Annotated in this window: 17 protein-coding genes; 6 read left to right on the top strand and 11 right to left on the bottom strand. The window is 56.7% G+C overall.

Annotated elements, in window-relative coordinates; all coding sequences use genetic code 11:
* Window positions 1-10 precede the first annotated feature (10 nt).
* Entirely contained in the window at window positions 11-1081 is a 1071-nt protein-coding gene (locus tag AC6I8R_RS04380) for a sugar ABC transporter substrate-binding protein (protein WP_497831946.1), read from the top strand.
* A gap of 124 nt (window positions 1082-1205) precedes the next feature.
* Here the strand turns inward: AC6I8R_RS04380 and dinB are convergent, their stop codons facing one another.
* Window positions 1206-2261 carry a DNA polymerase IV gene (dinB, locus tag AC6I8R_RS04375; RefSeq protein ID WP_497831945.1) on the bottom strand — a complete coding sequence of 352 codons (1056 nt, stop codon included), beginning with the start codon at window positions 2259-2261 and terminating at the stop codon, window positions 1206-1208.
* Between the two features lie 243 nt (window positions 2262-2504).
* Between dinB and dpaA the strand changes: the two genes are divergently transcribed.
* The gene (dpaA, locus tag AC6I8R_RS04370; protein ID WP_021186161.1) at window positions 2505-3251 is read left to right on the top strand and encodes a peptidoglycan meso-diaminopimelic acid protein amidase; all 747 of its coding nucleotides are present in this window, start codon (window positions 2505-2507) and stop codon (window positions 3249-3251) included.
* Here the strand turns inward: dpaA and AC6I8R_RS04365 are convergent.
* Both AC6I8R_RS04365 and lpcA read right to left on the bottom strand, forming a co-directional pair.
* The gene (locus tag AC6I8R_RS04365) at window positions 3222-3989 is read right to left on the bottom strand and encodes a class II glutamine amidotransferase (protein ID WP_021186160.1); all 768 of its coding nucleotides are present in this window, start codon (window positions 3987-3989) and stop codon (window positions 3222-3224) included. The two genes, dpaA and AC6I8R_RS04365, sit on opposite strands and share 30 nt — an antisense overlap.
* A 52-nt stretch (window positions 3990-4041) precedes the next feature.
* Window positions 4042-4620: a D-sedoheptulose 7-phosphate isomerase gene (gene lpcA / locus AC6I8R_RS04360; RefSeq protein ID WP_013508007.1), complete on the bottom strand. Its 579-nt coding sequence runs from the start codon at window positions 4618-4620 to the stop codon at window positions 4042-4044.
* A gap of 243 nt (window positions 4621-4863) precedes the next feature.
* On the opposite strand from lpcA, the gene fadE reads away from it, so the two are divergent.
* Window positions 4864-7308 carry an acyl-CoA dehydrogenase FadE gene (gene fadE / locus AC6I8R_RS04355; RefSeq protein WP_415175018.1) on the top strand — a complete coding sequence of 815 codons (2445 nt, stop codon included), beginning with the start codon at window positions 4864-4866 and terminating at the stop codon, window positions 7306-7308.
* A gap of 62 nt (window positions 7309-7370) precedes the next feature.
* Here the strand turns inward: fadE and mtnK are convergent, their stop codons facing one another.
* Window positions 7371-8570 (bottom strand): S-methyl-5-thioribose kinase, encoded by a 1200-nt coding sequence (gene mtnK, locus AC6I8R_RS04350; protein WP_021186158.1) that lies wholly within the window; start codon window positions 8568-8570, stop codon window positions 7371-7373.
* Between the two features lie 105 nt (window positions 8571-8675).
* On the opposite strand from mtnK, the gene mtnA reads away from it, so the two are divergent.
* The gene (gene mtnA, locus AC6I8R_RS04345; RefSeq protein ID WP_497831944.1) at window positions 8676-9698 is read left to right on the top strand and encodes an S-methyl-5-thioribose-1-phosphate isomerase; all 1023 of its coding nucleotides are present in this window, start codon (window positions 8676-8678) and stop codon (window positions 9696-9698) included.
* A gap of 186 nt (window positions 9699-9884) precedes the next feature.
* Here mtnA and AC6I8R_RS04340 read toward each other — a convergent pair whose 3' ends face one another.
* Genes AC6I8R_RS04340 through AC6I8R_RS04330 form a run of 3 tightly spaced genes read right to left on the bottom strand, consistent with a single transcriptional unit; the run spans window position 9885 to window position 11723 of the window.
* Entirely contained in the window at window positions 9885-10427 is a 543-nt protein-coding gene (locus AC6I8R_RS04340; protein ID WP_021186156.1) for a 1,2-dihydroxy-3-keto-5-methylthiopentene dioxygenase, read from the bottom strand.
* A gap of 1 nt (window position 10428) precedes the next feature.
* Complete coding sequence (gene mtnC, locus AC6I8R_RS04335) at window positions 10429-11112, bottom strand: acireductone synthase (protein WP_021186155.1); 684 nt, start codon at window positions 11110-11112, stop codon at window positions 10429-10431.
* Entirely contained in the window at window positions 11109-11723 is a 615-nt protein-coding gene (locus AC6I8R_RS04330) for a methylthioribulose 1-phosphate dehydratase (RefSeq protein ID WP_021186154.1), read from the bottom strand. Before AC6I8R_RS04330 ends, mtnC begins: the two co-directional genes overlap by 4 nt.
* 131 nt (window positions 11724-11854) lie before the next feature.
* On the opposite strand from AC6I8R_RS04330, the gene AC6I8R_RS04325 reads away from it, so the two are divergent.
* Together AC6I8R_RS04325 and AC6I8R_RS04320 are read left to right on the top strand one after the other, a co-directional pair.
* A complete protein-coding gene (locus tag AC6I8R_RS04325; RefSeq protein ID WP_415175021.1) occupies window positions 11855-13015 on the top strand; it encodes a pyridoxal phosphate-dependent aminotransferase in 1161 nt (386 codons plus the stop codon).
* A complete protein-coding gene (locus tag AC6I8R_RS04320) occupies window positions 13003-13770 on the top strand; it encodes an amidohydrolase (RefSeq protein ID WP_021186152.1) in 768 nt (255 codons plus the stop codon). The genes AC6I8R_RS04325 and AC6I8R_RS04320 overlap by 13 nt, the downstream gene beginning before the upstream one ends.
* A gap of 113 nt (window positions 13771-13883) precedes the next feature.
* Here the strand turns inward: AC6I8R_RS04320 and uraH are convergent, their stop codons facing one another.
* Genes uraH through AC6I8R_RS04300 form a run of 4 tightly spaced genes read right to left on the bottom strand, consistent with a single transcriptional unit; the run spans window position 13884 to window position 17216 of the window.
* Window positions 13884-14219 carry a hydroxyisourate hydrolase gene (gene uraH / locus AC6I8R_RS04315; RefSeq protein ID WP_208724892.1) on the bottom strand — a complete coding sequence of 112 codons (336 nt, stop codon included), beginning with the start codon at window positions 14217-14219 and terminating at the stop codon, window positions 13884-13886.
* On the bottom strand, window positions 14216-14710 hold the full coding sequence (uraD, locus tag AC6I8R_RS04310) for a 2-oxo-4-hydroxy-4-carboxy-5-ureidoimidazoline decarboxylase (RefSeq protein WP_497831943.1): 495 nt from the start codon (window positions 14708-14710) through the stop codon (window positions 14216-14218). The genes uraH and uraD overlap by 4 nt, the downstream gene beginning before the upstream one ends.
* 14 nt (window positions 14711-14724) lie before the next feature.
* A complete protein-coding gene (hpxK, locus tag AC6I8R_RS04305) occupies window positions 14725-15984 on the bottom strand; it encodes an allantoate amidohydrolase (protein WP_497831942.1) in 1260 nt (419 codons plus the stop codon).
* Window positions 15981-17216 (bottom strand): pyridoxal-phosphate-dependent aminotransferase family protein, encoded by a 1236-nt coding sequence (locus AC6I8R_RS04300; RefSeq protein ID WP_021186146.1) that lies wholly within the window; start codon window positions 17214-17216, stop codon window positions 15981-15983. The genes hpxK and AC6I8R_RS04300 overlap by 4 nt, the downstream gene beginning before the upstream one ends.
* Window positions 17217-17237 lie beyond the last annotated feature (21 nt).

Here is a 17237-nt window from a genome sequence, read left to right as displayed (position 1 = left end):
AGAGAACAACATGAAAAAAATCACCCTTTCGCTGCTGGCCGTAAGCCTGCTGAATGCCAGCGCCGCCTTTGCCGACACCGTGGTGCCGGTACCTGCCGCCATCGCTAATCATCAGGGACCGGTGCGTATCGCAATTATTCGTAACCTCGGTTCTGACGATAACACCACCCAGTTTGTCGCCGGTGCGATTCAGCAGGGCCGCCAGTTGGGCTTTAAAGTCAGCACCTTTCTGAGCAACGGTGATGACGCTCGCTTCCAGGATTTCGTCAGCCAGGCCATCAGCCAGAAGTATGACGGCATCATCCTGTCTCACGGTAAAGAACCCTACTCCACCGCGCTGGTGAAGCGTATCGCCGATGCCGGAATTAAACTGTCGGTGTTCGATACCCCGGTGGATACCCCGGTGAACGGTGTGACGGTGACGGCGCAAAATGATGCGTCACTGGCGCAAGAGTCACTCGGCCAGATGGTCAAAGATTTCAACGGTAAAGCGAATATCGTCAAGCTGTGGGTCGGTGGCTTCCCGGCGATGGATCGCCGCCAGGTGGTGTATGAAAAACTGCTGAAAGAGAATCCAGGCATTCATCAGCTGGAGTCGATTGGTGCCGTTTCTTCTGACGTTCAGGGCGACACCGCCAACAAAATTGGCGCGATTCTGGCCAAGTACCCGAAAGGGAAGATTGATGCCATCTGGGGTTCGTGGGATGCCTTCAGCCAGGGGGCTTACAAGGCGTTGCAGGAGAATGGTCGTACCGAGATCAAGCTTTACAGCATTGATGTCTCCAACCAGGACCTGCAACTGATGCACGAGAAGAACAGCCCGTGGGTGCAGACGGTAGCGGTTGATCCAAAAACCATCGGTGCGGTGAATATGCGCCTGGTGGCGAATAAAATCGCCGGTGAAGCCACCCCTGCCAGCTACGAGTTTAAAGCGTCGGCAATTTCGCAGCAGCAGCTGAACAGCCAGCAAGGTGCAGTGAATGTGGCGTCGCTGAACAAAATTATTCCGGGCTGGGGCGAAAACAGCGATTTCGTCGCTCCGTGGTTCGCCACGCTGGAAGCGAAGTACGGCAAGAAATAATTTTTGCCCTCACCCTCACCCTCACCCTAACCCTCTCCCGCAAGCGGGAGAGGGGACTGATCGAGCCTGTGGCACATCTCCCTCATGGGAGAGGGCCGGGGTGAGGGTATTAGCCCGCACCTCACTACAACCCCAGCAACAACTGCCGTTCCAACTGTGGATTCACCAGCGTGACATGCAATCCCACCAGCCTGACGCCCCGTCCGGCACGGCGTTCGTCCCAGGTTTTACGCGCCACGGCGATCATGTCCTCTTTATTCAGCACCGGCCAGACATGCTCCTGGGTCGTCAGCTGGAAATCATTAAACTTCAGCTTCACCCCCTGACGGGCGATCAGTTTATCCGGGCGAATCCGCGTCAAACGACGATCCAGCTCCTCGTACAGATAATCAATAATCTCCAGGCACTGCTCCCAGCGATGAATATCTTCCATCAGGGTGCGTTCAACGCCGAGAGATTTGCGTTCCCGCTCCACCACCACGCCACGCTCATCAACGCCGTGGCTGCGCTCCCACAACACCCGGCCAAATTTGCCGAAGCGTTTGAGCAGACGCGCCAGGTCGGTTTGCTGCACATCGCCACAGGTCAGAAGCCCCATCTCCTCCAGTTTTTTCGCCGACACTTTGCCAACGCCCGGAATTTTGCTCAGCGGCAGCGTCAGCAAAAAATCCGGCATCGCCTGCGGCGTAATGACGAACTGGCCGTTGGGCTTGTTCAAATCCGACGCGATTTTGGCGAGAAACTTAATTGGCGCGATACCTGCTGATGCGGTGAGCTGCGTTTCCCGCCAGATGTCGGCGCGGATCGCCTGCGCCATCAAAGTAGCAGACCCCTGACAATGTGGACTGTCAGTCACATCAAGGTAAGCTTCATCCAGCGAAAGCGGCTCAATCAGGGAAGTATACCGGGCAAAGATCGTGCGGATCTGGCGCGAGGCTTCTTTGTAGGCTTCGAAACGTCCGGGCAGCAGACGCAGATGTGGGCAGAGCTTTAACGCCATCGCGGTAGGCATCGCGCTACGGACGCCATACTCGCGTGCCGGATAGTTGGCGGTACTGATGACGCCACGCTGTACCCGGCTGCCACCAATGGCGATGGGGATATCACGCAAAGAGGGATCGTCGCGCATTTCAACTGCCGCGAAGAAGCAGTCCATATCGACATGAATGATCTTACGCATACCCCCTCCGAATACTGGATAAGTATACAGCATCGAGAGATATCAGCAATATTTGTCGCTGCCAGCATTAAAGTTTACAAATTTATGGCCGTAATCCCATTGAGAAATGGCTATTTTCTCAGCCACCGGCTTGATTAAACGCCAGACAATGTTAATGTTGCGCTGCGGTAGCGGATATTTCCGATAATGCAATACAGAGACGTTATGCGTCAGAGTTTTTCTTCACTTCAAGGTACACACAGAATGGGCAGAATCGCATTATTCCTTGCGATGATTGTTATGCCGGTCCTTAGCTGGGCAATGACGCCAGAGCCAGTTAACCCACAGGCTCCGGTCAGTAAAGAACTAAAAAAACAATTACTTGGCACGCCGGTTTATATTCAGATCTTCAAGGAAGAACGCACGCTGGAACTGTACGGCAAGATCGGTAATGAATATCGTCTGCTGGATAGCTACCGCATTTGTAATTTCTCTGGCGGTTTGGGACCCAAACGCCGTGAGGGCGATTTTAAAAGTCCGGAAGGATTTTATAGCGTCAAGCTGAATCAGTTAAAACCGGATAGCCACTATTATCGCGCCATCAATACCGGCTTCCCGAATCAATTTGACCGTGATAATGGTTACAGCGGCAAATATCTGATGATTCACGGCGACTGTAAGTCAATTGGCTGCTATGCCATGACCAACGCCTACATGGACGAGATTTATACCTATGTGAACGCGGCGCTGCGTAACGGCCAGCAAGAGATCGCCCTGAGCATCTTCCCGTTCCGTATGACCGACAGCAATATGCAGCGTCATCGCTACTCCACTTACGCCAGCTTCTGGCGTCAGTTGCAGCCGGGTTATGCGTACTTTGAGAAGTACCATCAGCCGCCGACGGTCAACGTGACCGCCACCGGCCAGTATGCGGTGAACAGCAGTCCGGCGGTGATGACCGCGCCAGACGCTGCATCAAAATCATTCCTGGCGCTCTCCCAGGCAAAATAATACCCATTCGCCTGGCACTATCCGGTGCCAGGTTTCATTTCCCGTTAGCGGCTGCGTTGCAATCACCGTCACCACATCCTGTGGGGTGGTCTGCTGCTGAAAATCAATTTCCACATCCTGATCAAGCAACTTCGCTTTACCAAAGGGCGCACGGCGGGTGATCCAAAACAGATTGGTGGAACAGAACGCCATCAGATAACGTCCGTCCGACAACAGCATATTAAACACCCCTTTCTGCCGCAGTTCCGCCGCCAGCTCGGCGATATAGCGGAACACCGCAGGCCAGTTACCCGGCGTACGCGGATAACGCGTGGTGAGTTTGTGCAGGATCCAGCAAAACGCTTTTTCACTGTCCGTCTCGCCAACCGGACGGAAATGGCCGGTATCAAGCTGACGATACCCTTTCAGCTGGCCGTTGTGCGCATAGGTCCAGTTACGGCCCCACAGCTCGCGAGTAAAGGGATGGGTGTTTTCCAGCGACACTTCGCCACGATTCGCCTGGCGGATATGGGCCACCACCGAATGTGACTTGATCGGGTATTCCTGTACCAGACGGGCAATCGGCGAGTTAAAGCTCGGCAGCGGATCTTTAAAGGTGCGGCACCCTTTATCTTCGTAAAAGGTAATGCCCCAGCCATCTTTGTGCGGCCCGGTTCCGCCGCCACGCTGTACCAGACCGGTAAAACTGAAACAGATATCCGTGGGGACATTGGCGCTCATCCCGAGCAATTCGCACATAGCTACCGCCTTAGTAAAATCCTCCCACTGACGTGGGAGGAGAAGCCACGACTTACTTCACCATCTCTTTTTCAATCAGCAGCATCAGGATATGGATCACTTTAATGTGAATCTCCTGGATGCGGTCAGCGTAGCCAAAATGCGGCACACGGATTTCGATATCCGCCGTTCCTGCCATCTTGCCACCGTCTTTACCGGTCAGGGTGATCACTTTCATGCCCTGCGCGCGTGCGGCTTCCACCGCTTTGATGATGTTGGCGGAGTTGCCAGAGGTGGAAATACCCAGCAGCACGTCCCCCGCACGGCCCACCGCTTCGATATAGCGAGAAAACACGTAATCGTAACCAAAATCATTGCTGACGCACGACAGGTGGCTGACATCAGAGATAGCGATGGCCGGATAGCCAGGACGGTTTTCACGGTAACGCCCGGTCAGTTCTTCAGCGAAGTGCATGGCATCGCAATGCGAGCCGCCGTTACCGCAGGAGAGAACTTTGCCGCCCGCTTTGAAGCTATCCGCCAGCATCACTGCGGCGCGCTGAATCGCGTGGATATTGGCTTCATTGCTGAGGAAGTTATTCAGCGTATCGGCGGCTTCATTAAGCTCTGACCGGATAATGTCCTGATACATAGGGATGTCCTTTAGAGGAAAGATTGACTCCGCAAGTTTAACGGAATGGCGTTAAGGCGCAAAGCATCCAGACCTGACGTCTGGCGGGAAAAAGCGTCGGGTTATGTGTCAGATCAATCTGCCAGGATGATTTTGTGAGTTTGGTTGTAATTGCGTTGTAAACAGATTGATAAATTTTCGCGGCTGCTCTAAACCTTAACACATAACAGGTCAGACCTCTTACAACTTACGGAGCGGTTCATTATGCTGGTTGCCTCAATCGTTGCGACGCTGATATTGATTAGCGCCCTCTTCTATCATCAACTTTCTCTGCGGCTGAGCAGTGCCATTCTGCTGTTGTGGACCGCCGCGCTGGCGTTTAGCGGGCTGTGGACACCCTGGTTGCTGCTGCCTCTCGCGATCATCCTGTTGCCGTTTAACCTGCCGACCATGCGTCGCAGCATGTTTTCCAAACCGATGTTACATAGCTTCCAGAAAGTGATGCCGCCGATGTCGCGTACGGAAAAAGAAGCGATTGATGCGGGCACCACCTGGTGGGAAGGCGATTTGTTTCGTGGCAAACCGGATTGGCAGAAACTGCACAACTATCCGCAGCCGCGATTGACGGAAGAAGAACAAACCTTCCTGGATGGCCCGGTGGAAGAAGCCTGTCGCATGGCGAACGATTTCCAGATCACCCACGAAATGGCCGATCTGCCGCCAGAGCTGTGGGCCTATCTGAAAGAACATCGCTTCTTCGCCATGATTATCAAAAAAGAATACGGCGGACTTGAGTTCTCCGCTTACGCCCAGGCGCGCGTACTGCAAAAACTGGCTGGAGTCTCAGGCATTCTGGCGATCACCGTTGGCGTACCGAACTCCCTCGGCCCCGGTGAACTGCTTCAGCATTACGGCACCGATGAGCAGAAGGATCACTATCTGCCGCGCCTGGCGCGTGGCGACGAGATCCCATGCTTTGCTCTGACCAGCCCGGAAGCCGGCTCCGATGCCGGTGCCATTCCCGATACCGGCGTGGTGTGCATGGGTGAGTGGCAGGGTAAGCAGGTACTTGGCATGCGCCTTACCTGGAACAAACGCTATATCACGCTGGCACCGATCGCCACCGTGCTTGGTCTGGCGTTTAAACTGTCCGACCCGGATCATCTGCTGGGCGAGACGGAAGAGTTGGGGATTACCTGTGCGCTGATCCCGACCCACACCCCAGGCGTGGAAATTGGTAACCGCCACTTCCCGCTGAACGTGCCCTTCCAGAACGGTCCGACGCGCGGCAAAGATATCTTTGTGCCGATTGATTACATTATTGGTGGCCCGGCAATGGCCGGTCAGGGCTGGCGTATGCTGGTGGAATGCCTGTCCGTTGGTCGTGGTATCACCCTGCCCTCCAACTCCACTGGCAGCCTGAAAACCATCGCACTGGCGACCGGTGCCTACGCGCACATCCGCCGCCAGTTCAAAGTCTCCATCGGCAAGATGGAAGGGATTGAAGAACCGCTGGCACGCATTGCCGGTAACGCCTATGTGATGGATGCGGCGGCAACCCTTATCACCAGCGGCATTATGCTCGGCGAGAAGCCAGCGGTGCTGTCGGCGATTGTCAAATATCACTGCACCCATCGCGGCCAACAATCGATTATCGATGCGATGGATATCGCCGGTGGCAAAGGCATTATGCTCGGCGAGAACAACTTCCTTGCCCGCGCATACCAGGGTGCCCCGATTGCGATCACCGTCGAAGGCGCCAATATCCTGACGCGTAGCATGATTATCTTCGGCCAGGGTGCCATTCGTTGCCATCCGTGGGTGCTGGAAGAGATGAATGCGGCGGCGAAAAATGATTTGGTCGCGTTTGACCGTGCATTGTTCAGCCATATCGGCCATGTCGGCAGCAATAAAGTGCGTAGCCTGTGGCTTGGTCTGACCGGCGGTCGTACCAGCGCCACCCCAACCCGTGACGCCACACGCCATTATTATCAGCAGATTAACCGTCTGAGCGCCAACCTTGCCCTGCTGTCGGATGTCTCGATGGCAGTGCTGGGCGGCAGCCTGAAACGCCGTGAACGCATCTCCGCGCGTCTCGGCGATGTGCTGAGCCAACTCTATCTGGCGTCAGCCACGCTGAAACGCTATGAAGACGAAGGACGCAACGAAGCCGATTTGCCGCTGGTGCACTGGGGCGTCCAGGATGCGCTGCATCAGGCCGAAGTGGCGATTGATGACCTGCTGCGCAACTTCCCGCATCGCCTGGTGGCTGGCGCGCTGCGCATGGTGATCTTTGCCGGTGGGCATCACTGCCCGGCGCCGTCTGATAAGCTCGACCACAAGCTGGCGAAGCTGTTGCAACTGCCGTCAGCCACTCGCACCCGTCTGGGACGTGGTCAATATCTGACACCGAGCGCGCATAACCCGGCTGGACAACTGGAACAAGCGTTGCAGGATGTGATGGCGGCTGAAGTGATTCACGATCGCCTGTGCAAACAGCTGAAGAAAAACCTCTCCTTCACCCGTCTGGATCAACTGGCCCAGCGTGGCCTGAAAGAGGGTTGGATTGATGAGACAGAAGCCCAAGTCCTGATCCGTGCCGAAGTCAGTCGCCTGCGTGCGATCAACGTTGATGAGTTTGCACCGGAGGCGCTGGCGGTACCCAAACCGCAAAGCAAAGCGCCCACCCGCGCCAGTGAAGCGGCATAACCGATGACGAAACGCGCCGCACGAAGTCGTAGCGGCGCGATTTATCGCGCTTGCTGAACGATTTATCCCGCCTGACGAATCCGGGCAATCAATCCATCAACATCATCAATATGGTTAGCCGCCAGAATCAACGTGCGTCCCAGGGTGATACAGCTGCGGATGCACTCGGTACGCATCGCATCATCGCCAATCAGTTTGAAATCCGCCACATGCGACATCCCTACGGTACGGCGAATCAGCTCGGTGCCGCAGTAACCGATGGTATCGCTCCAGACTTTACGCAGGAAGGCTGCGGCATAACCCGGATATGCCAGCGCCACGTCGCTGGTTTTGGCGGCAGCCAGCTCGAGGAAACGGCTCTCGAAAATGCTCCAGACCTGATGAACATCGCTCAGGCGACGTTCGCGCGCTTCCGCCGCTTCACGCGGGGCCAGCAGACCCGGCAGGCAGCAGTAGTTAATCAGCAGGTTCCCCAGCGCGGTGCCAACATCAAAACCAATCGGACCGAAGTAGCCAAATTCCGCATCAATCGCTTTCAGGCTGCCATCCGCCACAAAGATTGATCCGCTGTGAATGTCGCCGTGTAACAAGGCTTCCGCATCGGCAAAGAAACGGTGCTTCAGACCAGCCACCGCAATTCTCAGCGCATCATCGCTGCGCAGGCTTTCCACCAGCGATTGCAGCGCTGCCGGATATTTGTTGCGTTCATGGTCGATATAGGGGTCGTTGAAGAACAGATCTTCAGTGATTTCACACATCTCCGGGTTGATAAAGCGCGCAACTTCGGCTTTTTTCTTATGCGGATGCAGAATGAAATCGGAGGTATGGAACAGGGTCTGCGCCAGGTATTCGCCCAATTGGCTGGCCGCCTGCGGATAATATGCGCCTTTCACCAGCTCACCACGCCAGATGCGATGGCTGGAGAGATCTTCCATCACCATCACCGCCAGATCGGCATCGTAATGGGTTACGTGCACGGTATGCTGCGGGCAATGTTTGTAGTGTTCTACCAACGTCTGCGCTTCCAGACGGGCACGATCCAGGGTTAACGGCCAGGATTCACCGACACAGCGCACATAAGGCAGCGCCTGCTTAACCACCACACGGCTGACGCCCTGGTTGTCGTAAATCTTAAATACCAGGTTAAGATTTCCATCACCGATCTCCTCGGCGCTCACCAGCGCTGACGGATCGTCCACACCGCCAAATTGTTTTGCATATTCCACAGCATCGGCAGCGGTGAACGTACGGTATTGCGACATTGCCTGTTCCTCGTGAATCGTAAGTAATAAGCCGTTCAGACGTCTATACATCCGTCACGCATGTTGGCACAATAGCCGCCATTAACGCAACAGGGATTTCACACCATGCAAACACTTCGCACTACCAGCCTGGAAATTCGCGATAACCAGCTCTGGATCCTCGACCAGCAGGCGCTGCCCCAGCAGAAAAATTGGTTGCCTGCACACGATGTCGCACAACTGGTTGATCATATCCACGCATTACGGGTGCGTGGCGCACCGTTAATCGGCCTTTCCGCCAGCCTGCTGCTGGCGTTGCTGGCGGAACAGGGCATGGCGCAGGCGGCACTGGCTGAAGCGCTGGAGGTACTGCGTGCGGCGCGTCCGACGGCGGTAAATCTGATGAACAACCTCGATCGCATGAAAGTGGCGCTGGCACAGCCGGATTTTGTCAGCGCGCTGACCCACGAGGCACTGCGCCTGGTAGAGGAAGATAAACAGTTGTGCGACAACATTGCCCGGGCAGGTAGCGCGTTAGTGAAGCCAGGCAGCCAGTTGCTGACCCACTGCAACACCGGAGGCCTGGCAACCGCGGGTGTCGGCACCGCGCTGGGGGTGATTGCTCATGCGCACCAGCAGGGTAAGGTGAAAAATGTTTGGGTGGATGAAACCCGTCCGTTGTTACAGGGGGGCCGTCTGACCGCATGGGAATTGGGTGAGTTGGGGATTCCTTACCATCTGATCACCGATTCAATGGCTGCCAGCCTGATGGCGCGCGGCGTGGTTGATGCCATTTGGGTTGGTGCGGATCGCATTGCGGCCAATGGCGATGTGGCGAATAAAATAGGCACCTACAGCCTGGCGGTGCTGGCACAGTACCACGGCGTTCCGTTCTATGTAGCGGCACCGCATACCACGCTGGACCGCCTGTGCCCGAATGGCGACGCCATTCCGATTGAACAACGCGCCGCCAGCGAAGTCACCGGCGTAGCAGGCAGTTTTGGCAGCGTACAGTGGACACCAGAGAACGCCGCCGTTTACAACCCGGCGTTTGATGTCACGCCCGCGGCGTTAATCAGTGGTTGGGTGCTGGATACCGGCGTGGTGACGCCTGAGCAAGTTAAAGAGGGGATTTTTCAGGTTAGGTGAGTGTGGTGAGGTGCGGTCTGTTACCCTCACCCCGGCCCTCTCCCATGAGGGAGAGGGAGATGTGCCATATGCTCGATCCCCTCTCCCATAGAGAGAGGGAGATGTGCAATATGCCAGATTGACTCGATCGGTCCCCTCTCCCGCTGGCGGGAGAGGGTTAGGGTGAGGGCCATAACTCGCGCCAAATCAAGCCAGACGCGGATAAGCATCCGCAATGCTGTCGCCAGTGAAGTTCGCAATCCAGCCTTCCTGGTTGTCGAAAATACGGATGGCGGTAAAGTGCGGCTCAGAACCCATATCAAACCAATGCGGCGTGCCAGCCGGCACTGAAATCAGGTCCTGTTTTTCACACAGGATCTGGTACACCTGACCATCCAGATGCAGGCAGAACAGACCTGAACCTTCAACAAAGAAGCGAACTTCATCTTCGCTGTGGGTATGTTCATTAAGAAACTTGCTGCGCAGCGCTTCTTTCTGCGGGTTGTCGGCACGCATGCTCAACACATCCCAGCTCTGATAACCTTTTTCGGCCACCAGACGATCGATCGCATGCTGATACGCGTTGATCACCGTGTCAGAATCCGGATTAGCACCCAGATCGCGATCCGCTTCCCAGCGTTCAAAACGCACGCCTTTGGCGTTGAGACGCTCGCGAATCGCTTCTGCATCGGTACTGTGCCACACCGGCTGGCTGGCTTCGGTATCGGTAAAAATGGTCAGTGCACTCATCCTAAATCGACTCCGGGTTAATCTGGGAAAAATCATTTACCTGACGATGACGGCTTTCGCTATCCGCCTCGCCGCGAATTAATTGCAGGGTATGCCAACCCGCTTCGGCAGCGGCATCCAGTTCCTGATGAATATCGGACAGGAACAACAGTTCCGACGGCGCATAACCAATCTGCTGCGCGATATTGCGATAGGACTGGGTTTCGCGCTTGGCACCGACGCCAGTGTCAAAATAGCCGCTAAACAACGACGTTAAATCACCTTCATCGCTGTAGCCAAATAATAATTTCTGCGCCGCCACCGAACCGGAGGAATATACGTACAGCGCCTTGCCCTGCTGTTGCCAGCGTTCAAATGCGGGTAACACATCCGGGTAGAGATGGCCGGTAAACTGGCCACTGACATAGCCATCTCGCCAGATCATGCCCTGCAACGCTTTCAGGCCGGGTGATTTGCGATCCTGATCGATGTAGCTCAGCAGCGTAGCAATCACCTCGTCCAGCGAAGCTTGCGCTGCGCCGGACTCCTCACGTACCGCCGCAAGCGCCGCCGCCACTGGCGCGTCGTCCTGATGTTCACGAACAAACGCCGTCAGATGCTGACGGGCATAGGGGAACAGCACGTTGTGGACAAAGCGGATATCGCTGGTGGTGCCTTCAATATCGGTAACAATTGCGCGAATCATCTGGCCTCCAGCAGCCGACGTTGTAGTTCACATTCAAACAAAAATTCCAGCCCTTCCAGATGACGGCGGGCTTCATTGACGTCTTTGCCCCAGCAGGTCAGACCGTGGCCGCGGAGCAAAAAGCCGTAACGCAGCGGCGTCTCACGGGCAAAAGCCGCGATACGTTCCGCCAGCGCATCAATATCCTGGTCGTTATCGAACAGGGGAATCGCGACAGTGTTAAGGTGAGTCTCCTGACCAGCGAGGGTTTTCTGCATCTCATAACCACTCAGCAGCAACGCGCTGCCCTTTTCCACGCGCGACAGTACCGTCGAGTTCACCGTATGGGTATGCAACACCGCGCCTGCTTGCGGAAACAGGCGATAGATTAAGGTATGCAGGCCAGTTTCCGCCGACGGCTTACGCCCGGAGGGCACCGCGTTAGTGGCGATCTCTACCTGAATAAAGTCATCACGCGTCAGACGCCCTTTATCCTTGCCTGATGCGCTCAGCAGGCAGTATTCGTCATCCTGACGCACCGACATGTTGCCGCCAGTGGCCGGTGCCCAGCCTTTTGCGCCAATCCAGTGGCAGGCCGCCACCAACTGTTCCAGTGGAAGAAAATCGGTCATAGCGATGTTGATATCCCGCAGGTTAGTTTGGACGTCTAAGCGTCTCGATTGCCAAATATTAACATCCTGTTTATAGTGGCAGCAACAGAGGGTTAACTCCGCAACGACATTCGCGCTGAAGGCACAGATCAATGACGCAGCACAACCTGATTCCCGAGAGCAAATTACCGGCGCTCGGCACCACCATTTTTACCCAAATGAGCGCGCTGGCGCAGCAATATAACGCTATCAACCTGTCTCAGGGCTTCCCTGATTTTGATGGTCCACGTTACTTACAGGAGCGCCTGGCGTATCACGTCAGCCAGGGAGCAAACCAGTACGCCCCGATGACCGGTGCGCTGCCGCTGCGCGAAGCCATCGCCGCCAAAACAGCTGACTTGTATGGCCACCAGCCAGACGTCAACAGCGATATCACCGTTACCGCCGGTGCCACCGAGGCATTGTATGCCGCGATTACCGCGCTGGTGCGTCCGGGCGATGAAGTGATCTGTTTCGATCCCAGCTACGACAGCTATGCCCCGGCGGTACAACTGGCCGGTGGCGTGCTGAAACGCATCGCCTTGCAGCCACCGGGTTTCCGCGTCGACTGGGCTGAATTCCGCAGCCTGCTGAGTGCTAAAACCCGTCTGGTGATCCTGAATACGCCGCACAATCCTTCCGCCACCGTGTGGCGCAAAAGCGATTACGCTGCGCTGTGGCAAGCGATCGCCGAGCAGGAAATCTATGTCCTGAGCGATGAAGTTTACGAGCACATCTGCTTCGCCGAAGAGGGACACGCCAGCGTGCTGGCCCATGCCGAACTGCGTCAGCGGGCAATTGCCGTGTCATCTTTTGGTAAAACCTTCCATATGACCGGCTGGAAAGTGGGTTACTGCGTAGCACCGGCCGCCATCAGCGCCGAGATCCGCAAAGTGCATCAGTATCTCACCTTTTCGGTGAATACCCCGGCGCAACTGGCGATTGCCGATATGCTGCGTGCCGAGCCAGAACATTATCGTGAGCTGCCGGAATTTTACCGCGCCCGTCGCGATCGTCTGGTGCAGGCGCTGGCGAAAAGCCGCTTTGAAGTGCTGCCCTGTGAAGGCACCTACTTCCTGCTGGCGGATTACAGCGCGATTTCCGATCTGGATGACGTCAGCTTCTGCCAGTGGCTGACCAAAGAAGTTGGCGTAGCCGCCATTCCGCTGTCGGTATTTTGCGCCGATCCGTTCCCGCATAAGCTGATCCGCCTGTGCTTTGCTAAACAAGAAGCGACGCTCGACGCCGCAGCGGAGCGTTTATGTCAGCTTTAAAAATTACCGTATTGCAGGAAACCCTGAGCTGGATGGATGGCGCGGCCAATCTGCGTCATTTCGACGGCGTACTGAAGGGAATTGAAGGACGCGATCTGATTCTGCTGCCGGAGATGTTTACCACCGGCTTTGCGATGGAAGCGGCAGAAAGCTCGCTACCGCAGGAAGAGGTCGTCGCATGGTTGCATCAGCACGCCAAAGCCAGCAATGCGTTGATTGGCGGCAGTGCCGCGATTCAGACCGAAAAAGGCGCGGTTAACCGTTTCCTGCTGGTCGAGCCGGATGGCACGCTGCATCAATATGACAAACGTCACCTGTTCCGCATGGCAAATGAACATCAGCATTATGTTGCCGGTGAAACCCGTGAGGTATTCACCTGGCGCGGCTGGCGTATTCTGCCGCAGATTTGTTATGACCTGCGCTTCCCGGTGTTTACCCGCAACCGTAATGATTATGATCTGGCGTTATTCGTCGCCAACTGGCCAGCACCGCGTGCACTGCACTGGCAGTCACTGCTGATGGCAAGGGCGATTGAGAACCAGGCTTATGTGGCGGGTTGCAACCGCGTCGGCAGCGATGGCAATCAACATCAGTACAGCGGCGACAGCCGGATTATTTCACCACTGGGTGAGATTCTGGCGGCGGCCGAACCGTTTGCCCGTGCGCGTATTGATGCGGAATTGTCGCTGGAGGAGTTGCAGGCGTATCGCGATCGCTTCCCGGCGTGGCGCGATGCGGATCAGTTTACGTTGTAATGCCCTCACCCTAACCCTCTCCCGCCAGCGGGAGAGGGAACCGATCGAGTCAATCTGGCATATTGCACCTCTCCCTCATGGGAGAGGGCCGGGGTGAGGGTAACAGCCCGCACTTAACTACCGCGATAAGTCGACCACGACCAGGGCGAAATCAGAAACGGCAGATGATAATGGCTGCCGGTTTCACCCAGCACAAAATCGATCTGGGCACTGACGTATAACGCATCACGCCCCGTTGCTGCAAAATAATCACCAATCTCGGCAACCAGACGATAATGCCCCGGTGCTAACGGCTCCGGTGTCAGGTCTTTAATTCGCCCGTCAGCATCGGTGTGGCCCTGTGCCAGCAGCAACCATCCCTCCGGGCTGTCCTGCTCCAGCGCGACCGCCACCCCAATCGCCGGTTTACCCAGCGCGGTGTCCAGAATATGCGTGGTGATGGTACTCATGCGATGCTCTCCTTTAACCTTAATAAGGTAATTTCCCGCAGTTGCGTCAGCGCTTCTTGCTGTTCGGTCACGACATCATTGTTAAGCCGACGTTGCAGTTCTGCCAGCATCTCTTCACCGCTACGCCCTTTGGCACGAATCAAAAACACCCGGCCAAAGCGCTGTTCATAACGTTGATTACCTGCCAGCATGGCAAATTGTAACGCGCCGTTGGCATCCAACATCGCCGATTGCTCACTGCGCGAAAACGTGGCTTCTTTGCCTTCGCCAGCGGCTTTTTCCCCGATGCGAGGATGGGCGCTCAGCGCCTGCTCCAGCTCCGCACCCTGCCACTGCTGTGCCAGACGCTCCGCCTCAGCCAGCACCTGTTGTGGGTTGCTGAATGGACGCGCTGCCACCAACGCCTGTTGCCAGGCAGGAATGGCGACACAATGGGCAATCGCCGCCTGCGCCTCCGCGGGCGACAACTGATTAAAGTTTTCCAGCTTCATGCCACCACTCCTTTTTATCCACGGGCCAGGTCGCACACCGCCTGCACATAAGCCTGCACGCCGAACGCCACATCCGCAGCCTGCACCGACTCTGCCGGATGATGGCTGATACCGCGATGGTTGCGCACAAACAACATGCCGACCGGCCAGCGTTCCGCGATGGCAATCGCATCATGCCCTGCCCCGCTGGGCAGAGACAGGCTGCGCCCCTGCACCGTTTCGACCGCATGACTCAGCGCCTGTTGCAGACGCGCATCACAGGCGGTGGCGTTGATGCGATAAAACTCATCGGCGTCAAACGTCAGCCCACGGCGTAAGGCGATGGCCTCGGCCTGAGTCAGCAGCGTAGACAGCAAACGTTCCAGCGGTTCATCCTGTGGGCCACGCACATCCAGCGACAGTTGTACTTCGCCGGGGATCACATTCACCGCGCCGGGCGCGCAGTGCAGCGTCCCGACCGTCGCCACCAACTGCGGGTCCAGCTCGCGGGTGGTCTGCTCAATAAACACCATCCACTCGGCGGCAGCGGCCAGCGCATCTTTACGGTGCGTCATCGGCACCGTACCCGCGTGCCCCGCCTCGCCGGTAAAGCGGCAGTTCAGGCGGCGTGCGCCGTTGATAGCGGTCACTACGCCGAGCGCCAGATCGTCCTGCTCAAGGCACGGGCCTTGCTCGATATGCAGCTCCAGATAGGCGGCGATATCGTTCACATCACGCGCGGCGTCGAGAATTTTTGCCGCATCTAAACCGACATCCTGCATCGCCTGAGCCACGGTGATACCGTTGCCATCAGGATGGGTAATCCAGCTTTCCGGCCAGCTTCCGGTAATGCCCCGGCTGCCGAGCAGCGTGATACCAAAACGCGTGCCCTCTTCATCGCCAAAGCCAACGATTTCCACCGCCAGCGGCAGACGCTGTTGGTGATCGTGCAGCCACTGCACGGTTTCAATCGCCGTCAGCACACCGAGCATACCGTCATAGCGCCCGGCATTACGTACGGTGTCGAGATGTGAACCGAGCAACAGTGCCGGTGCGCCTGGGGTGGCGGATTCGTAGCGGCCACAAATGTTACCCACCGCATCCTGCCACACCGTCATTCCTGCCGCCTGCATCCACTCGCCGACACGCTGATTGGCACGCATCTGCTCCGGCGAGAGGTAGACACGCATCAGACCATCGTCGGTTTCGCTGATCTCAGCCAGTGCATCGCAACGCGCCATGACACGGGCGGCGGCTAACTGCGCCTCGCTGGCGGTCATCAGGCTTTCACTCATGCGTGGCTCCCGTAGTGATCCCAGGCCGCCTGGAGCGCCGCACCTTGGGTGGAACGGAAACCGAGATGATTCAGCACCGCTTCCAGCGCCGTCAGGGTTTGCATCACGCAATCTTTGCGCGCGTTATAGCCCATAGTGCCGATACGCCACACTTTGCCGTGCAGGGGACCAAAGGAGGTGCCAATCTCGATACCAAAATCTTCCAGCACCAGCTTACGCACCTGATCGCCGTTGACACCCTGCGGGATCACCACGCCAAGCACGTTATTCATTTTATGTTGCAGGTCGCCGAAGGTTTCCAGTCCCATCCCCTGAATGCCTTTCAGCAGCGCATCGCCGTGCAGCTTATGACGAGCGATACCGTTATCCAGACCTTCCTGCATAATCAGGCGCGCGCACTCGCGTGCGCCAAACAACGCGGTAGTGGCTTCGGTATGGTGATTGAGACGCTCCGGTCCCCAGTAATCCATGATCATGCCGAGGTCGAAGTAGTTGGAGTAGATCATCTCGTCGTCGCCGTCCTGATGCTCGGCGGTGCGGATGCCCTCTTCCACGCATTTACGCTTGCGGATCACCGCTTCCATCTGCGGGCTGAGGGTGATCGGCGAGGTACCTGATGGGCCGCCAAGGCATTTCTGCATCCCGGCAGACACCGCATCCAGCCCCCAGGCGTCAGTCTCCAGCGCGTTCCCCCCCAATGAGGCGGTGGCATCGGTGTAGAACAGCACGCCATATTTCTGACAAATCGCCCCCAGCTCGGCCAGCGGTTGCAGCATGGTAGTGGAGGTGTCGCCCTGCACCGTCAGCAGCAGACGCGGCTTGATACGTTTGATGGCATCTTCGATCTGATCCGGTGTGAACACCTCGCCCCACGGCACTTCAATGGTGTGCACTTCCGCACGGCAGCGACGCGCGATTTCACACAGCAAATGACCAAAACGACCAAACACCGGCACCAACACTTTGTCACCCGGACGGATCGCTGACAGCAGGACCGCTTCGATCCCGGCGCGTGAGGTGCCGTCGATCAACATCGTCCAGCGGTTTTCGGTGCGGAATACGCCACGATACAGCGCCATCACCTCATTCATGTAATTCGTCATCGCCGGATCGTATTGGCCAATCAGTTGCGTCGACATGGCGCGCAGCACGCGCGGATCAGCGTTGATTGGTCCCGGCCCCATCAGCAGACGCTGCGGCGGATTGATTTGCGGAAATTGCGTGATGTCCATGATGAATTCCTTGTTGATGGC

This window comes from Pantoea sp. X-Soil-OKNW-713 (assembly GCF_059730685.1).
The sequence above is the reverse complement of the archived record's forward strand: the minus strand, read 5'-3'. Positions and strand labels throughout refer to the sequence as shown.